The 6,038-nt window shown below is 53.0% G+C and carries 8 protein-coding genes and 2 pseudogenes; 3 read left to right on the top strand and 7 right to left on the bottom strand.

Features of this window, described 5'->3' with window-relative positions; genetic code table 11:
* The 3 genes and pseudogenes from D7S44_RS24015 to D7S44_RS24120 form a co-directional block, all read left to right on the top strand.
* Nucleotides 1-563: pseudogene (locus D7S44_RS24015) on the top strand (IS1-like element IS1B family transposase); the annotation flags it as partial.
* Nucleotides 559-756, top strand: a pseudogene (locus D7S44_RS24010) (IS1 family transposase); the annotation flags it as partial. The pseudogenes D7S44_RS24015 and D7S44_RS24010, both read left to right, overlap by 5 nt.
* Before the next feature lie 60 nt (nt 757-816).
* Nucleotides 817-873: an IS1 family transposase gene (locus D7S44_RS24120; protein WP_003032489.1), complete on the top strand. Its 57-nt coding sequence runs from the start codon at nt 817-819 to the stop codon at nt 871-873.
* Here the strand turns inward: D7S44_RS24120 and D7S44_RS23350 are convergent.
* The 7 genes from D7S44_RS23350 to D7S44_RS16090 all read right to left on the bottom strand — a co-directional run bounded on the left by D7S44_RS23350 (nt 867) and on the right by D7S44_RS16090 (nt 6,007).
* Nucleotides 867-1,064 (bottom strand): class I SAM-dependent methyltransferase, encoded by a 198-nt coding sequence (locus D7S44_RS23350; protein ID WP_147402115.1) that lies wholly within the window; start codon nt 1,062-1,064, stop codon nt 867-869. The genes D7S44_RS24120 and D7S44_RS23350 overlap by 7 nt on opposite strands.
* A gap of 223 nt (nt 1,065-1,287) precedes the next feature.
* Nucleotides 1,288-1,785 (bottom strand): P-loop NTPase family protein, encoded by a 498-nt coding sequence (locus D7S44_RS16115; protein ID WP_120456564.1) that lies wholly within the window; start codon nt 1,783-1,785, stop codon nt 1,288-1,290.
* A 97-nt stretch (nt 1,786-1,882) separates the two neighbouring features.
* Complete coding sequence (locus D7S44_RS16110) at nt 1,883-2,620, bottom strand: anti-sigma factor family protein (RefSeq protein ID WP_120456563.1); 738 nt, start codon at nt 2,618-2,620, stop codon at nt 1,883-1,885.
* Entirely contained in the window at nt 2,617-3,126 is a 510-nt protein-coding gene (locus D7S44_RS16105; RefSeq protein ID WP_120456561.1) for an RNA polymerase sigma factor, read from the bottom strand. The genes D7S44_RS16110 and D7S44_RS16105 overlap by 4 nt, the downstream gene beginning before the upstream one ends.
* A 9-nt stretch (nt 3,127-3,135) precedes the next feature.
* The gene (locus D7S44_RS16100; protein ID WP_120456560.1) at nt 3,136-3,675 is read right to left on the bottom strand and encodes a cytochrome b; all 540 of its coding nucleotides are present in this window, start codon (nt 3,673-3,675) and stop codon (nt 3,136-3,138) included.
* On the bottom strand, nt 3,672-4,730 hold the full coding sequence (locus D7S44_RS16095; protein WP_120456558.1) for a catalase family peroxidase: 1,059 nt from the start codon (nt 4,728-4,730) through the stop codon (nt 3,672-3,674). Before D7S44_RS16095 ends, D7S44_RS16100 begins: the two co-directional genes overlap by 4 nt.
* Before the next feature lie 275 nt (nt 4,731-5,005).
* Nucleotides 5,006-6,007 carry a LacI family DNA-binding transcriptional regulator gene (locus D7S44_RS16090; protein ID WP_120456556.1) on the bottom strand — a complete coding sequence of 334 codons (1,002 nt, stop codon included), beginning with the start codon at nt 6,005-6,007 and terminating at the stop codon, nt 5,006-5,008.
* Nucleotides 6,008-6,038 lie beyond the last annotated feature (31 nt).

Genomic DNA, 6,038 nt, shown 5'->3' with positions numbered 1-6,038 from the left:
GACGGGGTGGTGCGTAACGGTAAAAGTACTGCCGGACATCAGCGCTATCTCTGCTCTCACTGCCGTAAAACATGGCAGTTACAGTTCACATACACCGCCTCTCAACCCGGTACGCACCAGAAAATCATTGATATGGCCATGAATGGCGTTGGATGCCGGGCAACCGCCCGCATTATGGGCGTTGGCCTCAACACGATTTTACGTCACTTAAAAAACTCAGGCCGCAGTCGGTAACCTCGCGCATACAGCCGGGCAGTGACGTCATCGTCTGCGCGGAAATGGACGAACAGTGGGGCTACGTCGGGGCTAAATCGCGCCAGCGCTGGCTGTTTTACGCGTATGACAGGCTCCGGAAGACGGTTGTTGCGCACGTATTCGGTGAACGCACTATGGCGACGCTGGGGCGTCTTATGAGCCTGCTGTCACCCTTTGACGTGGTGATATGGATGACGGATGGCTGGCCGCTGTATGAATCCCGCCTGAAGGGAAAGCTGCACGTAATCAGCAAGCGATATACGCAGCGAATTGAGCGGCATAACCTGAATCTGAGGCAGCANCTGGCCGCTGTATGAATCCCGCCTGAAGGGAAAGCTGCACGTAATCAGCAAGCGATATACGCAGCGAATTGAGCGGCATAACCTGAATCTGAGGCAGCACCTGGCACGGCTGGGACGGAAGTCGCTGTCGTTCTCAAAATCGGTGGAGCTGCATGACAAAGTCATCGGGCATTATCTGAACATAAAACACTATCAATAAGTTGGGACCATTACCGCNCTGGCAAGGCTGGGACGGAAGTCGCTGTCGTTCTCAAAATCGGTGGAGCTGCATGACAAAGTCATCGGGCATTATCTGAACATAAAACACTATCAATAAGTTGGGACCATTACCGCAATCGGGGAGCCATTACCACACCCCAGATCCAGAATATGTCCTCCCGGAGGAAGAGAGCTTAAGAACCTGTCCAGCCATGCCTTTTCTGCCAGACTGGCAGGACGCATTTTTGCAAAGGCAGAAGCATGTTTCTCATAAAGTGAAATAACGGCTTTGAAGGCTTGATCGCTCATCATTCTCCTTTTTGATAGCAGTTATCAGGTAGTTTAAAACTGTGCAAAGTAGCGTAGCAAACCTTCACAATAAGCGCGCCTGTTAAATATTGCGGCAAGCATTCACCAGGCCGCAGATTTAACGCGGCGGGATAATATTTACGGCTTCTGGCACAAAGCAGCCTGACGCAGGCGTAAGGTCCGCTGTAAGCAAAAAGCGGGTATTACTGAACTGATGAAATCATCATTGAATAAGAAACCGGTGCATATCTTCACGGCTGGTCAGTTTAATCTGGCTGTCAGGAGAGACTTTCGAAAAAACCTTAAGATGGCCCTCATAGCTGCTTGACCCGTTGCGTGTTTCATAGGAAGACGCCCATTCCAGCAACGCGGCAAATTCTTCAGGCGAACCGTTATTTCTTATCCCCCTTGCTTTGATGTTTTCAACACACTCGGCTGAAGCAGGCGTCAGCCATATAACCTGCGTGGCATATAAAGCGACGGTGGCAGCAATCCAGCCATATATGCCCTCGATGATCCAGCGATCCTGGTTCGCTATCGCCTGAACATCATTGAGCACATCGGCTTTTTTCCGGGCTTTGCCATAACCTTCTGACTCCCAGTTGAGGGTGTCTAAATCTGTAACAGGCAGGTTTGTCAGCGCAGATAAGCGTGCTGCCAGCCAGCTTTTACCTGAACCGCTGTTTCCCATTATCAGTACACGTTTTACGTTATTGCTCATCTTTGGCTTCATATCAGGAAGAGTATCTTGTTACCCGCTCACAGCGCTACGCGGCACTGCCTTTCCTTTCACTGTGACAATCTGTTCCGCCTGGAAGCTAACTCAGTTTTGGAAAAACCGCTTTGCGAACATTGTTCGCTTCAGGTGCCTTTAGCGGTGTCACCAGGGCATAGTTATAGTGCGCATCGCTCCAGTACTGTGCCATGACATCTTCTGCCTGGCGTTCTCCCTGCGATATTTGAACCTGGCTGAGCGGCCGGATATACCATGCAACCCGGATGCCGCGCGGATCCTGATACATCACTAAAGCTGCGGGACCCTGAGCGGTTGCCATCAGCCGGGCGCCGAGCGGCTTGAAGCCATAGTGTTCAAGATTGGGCGGCAGGGCACCGCGAATAAAATAGCGAGTGACCCAGCTTGCCAGCTCTGAGTGCTGACTGGCGTTAACGTCAAGCGGGAGCTCTGTCTCATCGCCAAACAGCTTATAAGCCTGAACGGCGTCTTCCATTGGCAGAGGCGCTGACAGTTGTGCATCTTTAAGCTGCCAGCCGGTAAATCCGCCGACGCTGAGTGACAGAATAAACAGGCAGGCCAGCGCCACTTTTCTTTGCCGCTGCTGTCGCACACGGCGGCGAAAATAGTGAGGGTCAATACTATTCATGTTCAGGGGCTGCCGGTTCATTGCCTGGCGTAAACGCTGCGTATCATCACGCAGTTCCCGCATTTGCGCAGCAACCTGGGGATTTTTCGCCAGATAATGCTCTACCTGCTGCGCAGTCGCCTCATCCAGCTCGCCATCCATCCAGGCGTGCAGATGCTGTTCATCGGGTATCATTTTAGCCTCCTCAATGACATCGGACTCACCTTACCTTCTGATTGCTCATATAACATTTTACGCCCCCGTGAAAGACGGGACATGACTGTTCCCAGCGGGATATTGAGTGTCATAGCGGCCTCTTTGTAGCTGAGCCCTTCCACGCTCACCAGTAACATCACCGCGCGATAGTCGGTCGGCAGCGTAGCGAACAGCGCCAGCGTATCGTCAGCAATCGCCATCGCTTCAACAGAGGGGCCCGGAGACGCTTCGCCCGTAAAAAAAGCCAGAATAGCCCGGTAACGTTTTTGCCGCCGCTCCCCGTCGATAAATTGCCGATAGAGAATGGAAAACAACCAGGTACGCATGCTTTGCGCAGGGATGTTTTGCGGCCTGTGGGTTAAGGCTTTAATCAGGCAGCTCTGCACCAGGTCATCGGCACTGTGCGGATTGCGGGTGAGCCACAGTGCAAAGCGCTGCAAATGCGGCATCAATTCCCGAATTTCATCATCAGTCAGATATGACATAGCCGCCCCTCATCGTTTGCGATGCCCGGTCATACTCTCAAACACACCGTCACGTAATATCAGCGCGTGCAGTAATGCCGCCGCCAGATGTCCCACTATGGTCACAAACAGCAACAAGGCCACGAGCGTATGCAGTGAACGTAACAGAGCATAGGCATCGTTATTGATGGGCAGTATGGGAGGTAATACTATGCCGCTTCCAATTGTTATCGGGTAGCCAGCTGCAGAGAGCATCGCCCAGCCAATCAGAGGCTGAGCCAGCATCATCGCATATAATGCCCAGTGTGAAAGATGAGCCAGCGCGCGCTGCCAGACTGGAATCGAGCGGGGCAAGACTGGCGTTGCGGTAAAGAAACGCAACCATAAGCGCACTAACACCAGCAGCAATATCATCAGACCCAGCGGTTTATGAAGAGAGACCATCAGCGCGTGCAGCGAAGAAACAGTAGATACCATAGCGACGCCAATAAACAACATGGTCAGAATCGCGATCGCCATTAACCAGTGCACCACGCGCAGCGCGGGGTGAAAATGCGTAACCTGTTTCATAATGCGTGTCCTGACTGTTCAGACTGCTCGCGGGTGCGAAGATTGTAAGATTTGGCATAAGCAGCCGAACGCCCATTGAGGAGCGGATCGCTGGAGCCGGTTATGCCATCTGGCAGGATCAGAGGGTCGTAATTGATATCATTACATGCTCCCTGCTGCTGCGGCACCGCACGCTCTATGCGGAGCGTTCCGGCATTGATTGTCTGCCGGTCAGCGGGCCAGGCTTTGGATGCATCGTCCTCAGGATCGCCTGCGCTGGCTAAAGTGATAATTAAATCCCATTCCAGCGGCGCACTCTCCAGGCGCTGTTGCAGATCTGCCTGCAGAAAGTTTTTATCCTTCCTCTCCGCAGCCGTTATTGGCTGACGCGGCGTGTGCGGCACCATACTCCACCGAACCAGATGTTTATTATTTCCTTTATCGACAAAGAAGAAGGCGTTAAGGCTATTAAACCGATCGCTGCCCCAGCTGGATGAGGGGACGTACTGTTTTGCCCAGCTCAGAAACGGGGCGATTTCCGGATGCTTATGAAGGAGGTCTTGCATAGCTGTCGGGCTCGGTTTTCCTGTCGCCGGGTCGGGTCGCGAAGCTATCTGCTGGTCATAAAATCCCTGCGCCGTTGACACCGGGAAAAACGGAATAGCATTCATCCCGGTGCGCCATTGCTCTCCATCTGCCAGCTGAAACAGTAGCGCCATACTGCGGACAGGAACGGCATAATCGGCTGCGTCCGGGTTACCGCCGGCAATCGCGAACCGCCCCGTCACCGGCGTATTGATCCCCTGCGCAAAGAGCGCCGCGCGTGAGAGGCCACTGGCGTTACCGCTGGAAATAAAATTGCCCACCACGCATACGCCTTTGGCATGATTGCGGCGGTAGCCCGGGTGTTTTCCGCCCGACTGCTCAAGAACGTTAATAAGTTTATCAGCGGAGAGGCGCTGCGGGGCCAGCCAGCCACCGACCCATAAAAACAGAAGTATCAGTGCCAGCGGAACGGCAGCAACCAGTAAAAGGCGTGCCAGTTTATGCCTGAGTGAGGGTAAGGAGTGCGACATGTTAGGGGCTCATCTGTGTGCTAAGAGCAGATAAAACGAACCAGCGAGCAGCTTATTCCCGTTGCCAGATAATTTTTTATGCAATGTCAGAGGGCGAGCGGTAAGTCGTTATTTCTACAGACAGTCATATGCCTACTGAAAATTAGCGGCGGGCAGGGAAACAGAACAGCAGCACAGGACGTCGGGTTATAAAAACAGGATGTTAAAGGGCAGGCAGATGCTTTGCCCCCGGCTGTCTGATAACAGAAAAGGGGGCGTCTAAACAAAACCTCTGCCTATGAGGCTATCGTGCCGCGCACGATAACTTTCCCGGGTTTGCTGTCACTGTCCGAAACGCGCCGGATAGCCAGATTGAGCGCCTGCCAGGCTATCTCCTGCAAATCATGGGTAAAGCAGGGGAAATGGAAACCGTAAATCTCAGCGTGGGAGACCTCATCAATACTGAAGAGATTGACCTGCTCCATAAGCCTGAGCTTATGTTCGATACAGGCTTTAACGATACCCAGCGAAATCTGGTTATTACAGCCGACAAAATAATCCGGGGCCGCGTGGCTGCTAAGCCAGCGGCTGGTTTCACGCCAGGCAGCATCCATAAAAAAATCGGCATGCAGAACTTCAAACGATTCCACCTTGCCCAGCAAAGCCGCCTGTAAACCGGTCACCCTTTCGCGCGCCACGTTTGAATTTTCTGGCCCGGAAACCACGACGACCCGCTTTGCCTGGTGCTCCAGCAGCCAGCGTCCGGTCTGCAAACCACAGTCCAGATTATCGATATAGACGCCGCTGCAATGCGAAGCCTGCAGTTCGCGATCGACCAGCACCACTGGAATATTGAGTATCTCCAGCCGCTTCATATAGGCAGGATGATAGTTAACGTCATTGGAAATCACCGAAAGGATGATGGCATCAACGTTATAACCAATCAGCTTATCGATAATGCGGTCTTCCGCTTCTTGCGATTCATACGAGTCAAACACCAGCGTGTCGTAACCCATTTTTTGCGCTTCCAGCGTCATCAGCCGCGTCAGCCCGCCAAAAAAGGGGTTAGCCATATCAGGATTGACGATGCCGATTGTTTTACTCGCTTTCGCTCGCAGGTTGCGTGCGGCGGCATTCACCACATAGCCAAGCTGTTCAGCCGTATCGCGAATGCGTTGTAGCGTTTCCGGATGCACTTTCTCAGGCTGCGAAAAAGCCCGGGAAGCGGTAATTTTACTGACGTTCGCTTGCGCGGCGACGCTTGCCAGCGTCGCCTTTCGTCCCCGACCTGCTGCCAATTGCGGCTCCTTTATTAAAACACATCATTTT

The organism is Pantoea piersonii, from assembly GCF_003612015.1.
Lineage (GTDB): Bacteria > Pseudomonadota > Gammaproteobacteria > Enterobacterales > Enterobacteriaceae > Pantoea > Pantoea piersonii.
Note: the sequence above shows the minus strand (reverse complement) of the source record. Positions and strands in the feature narration are given on the sequence as shown.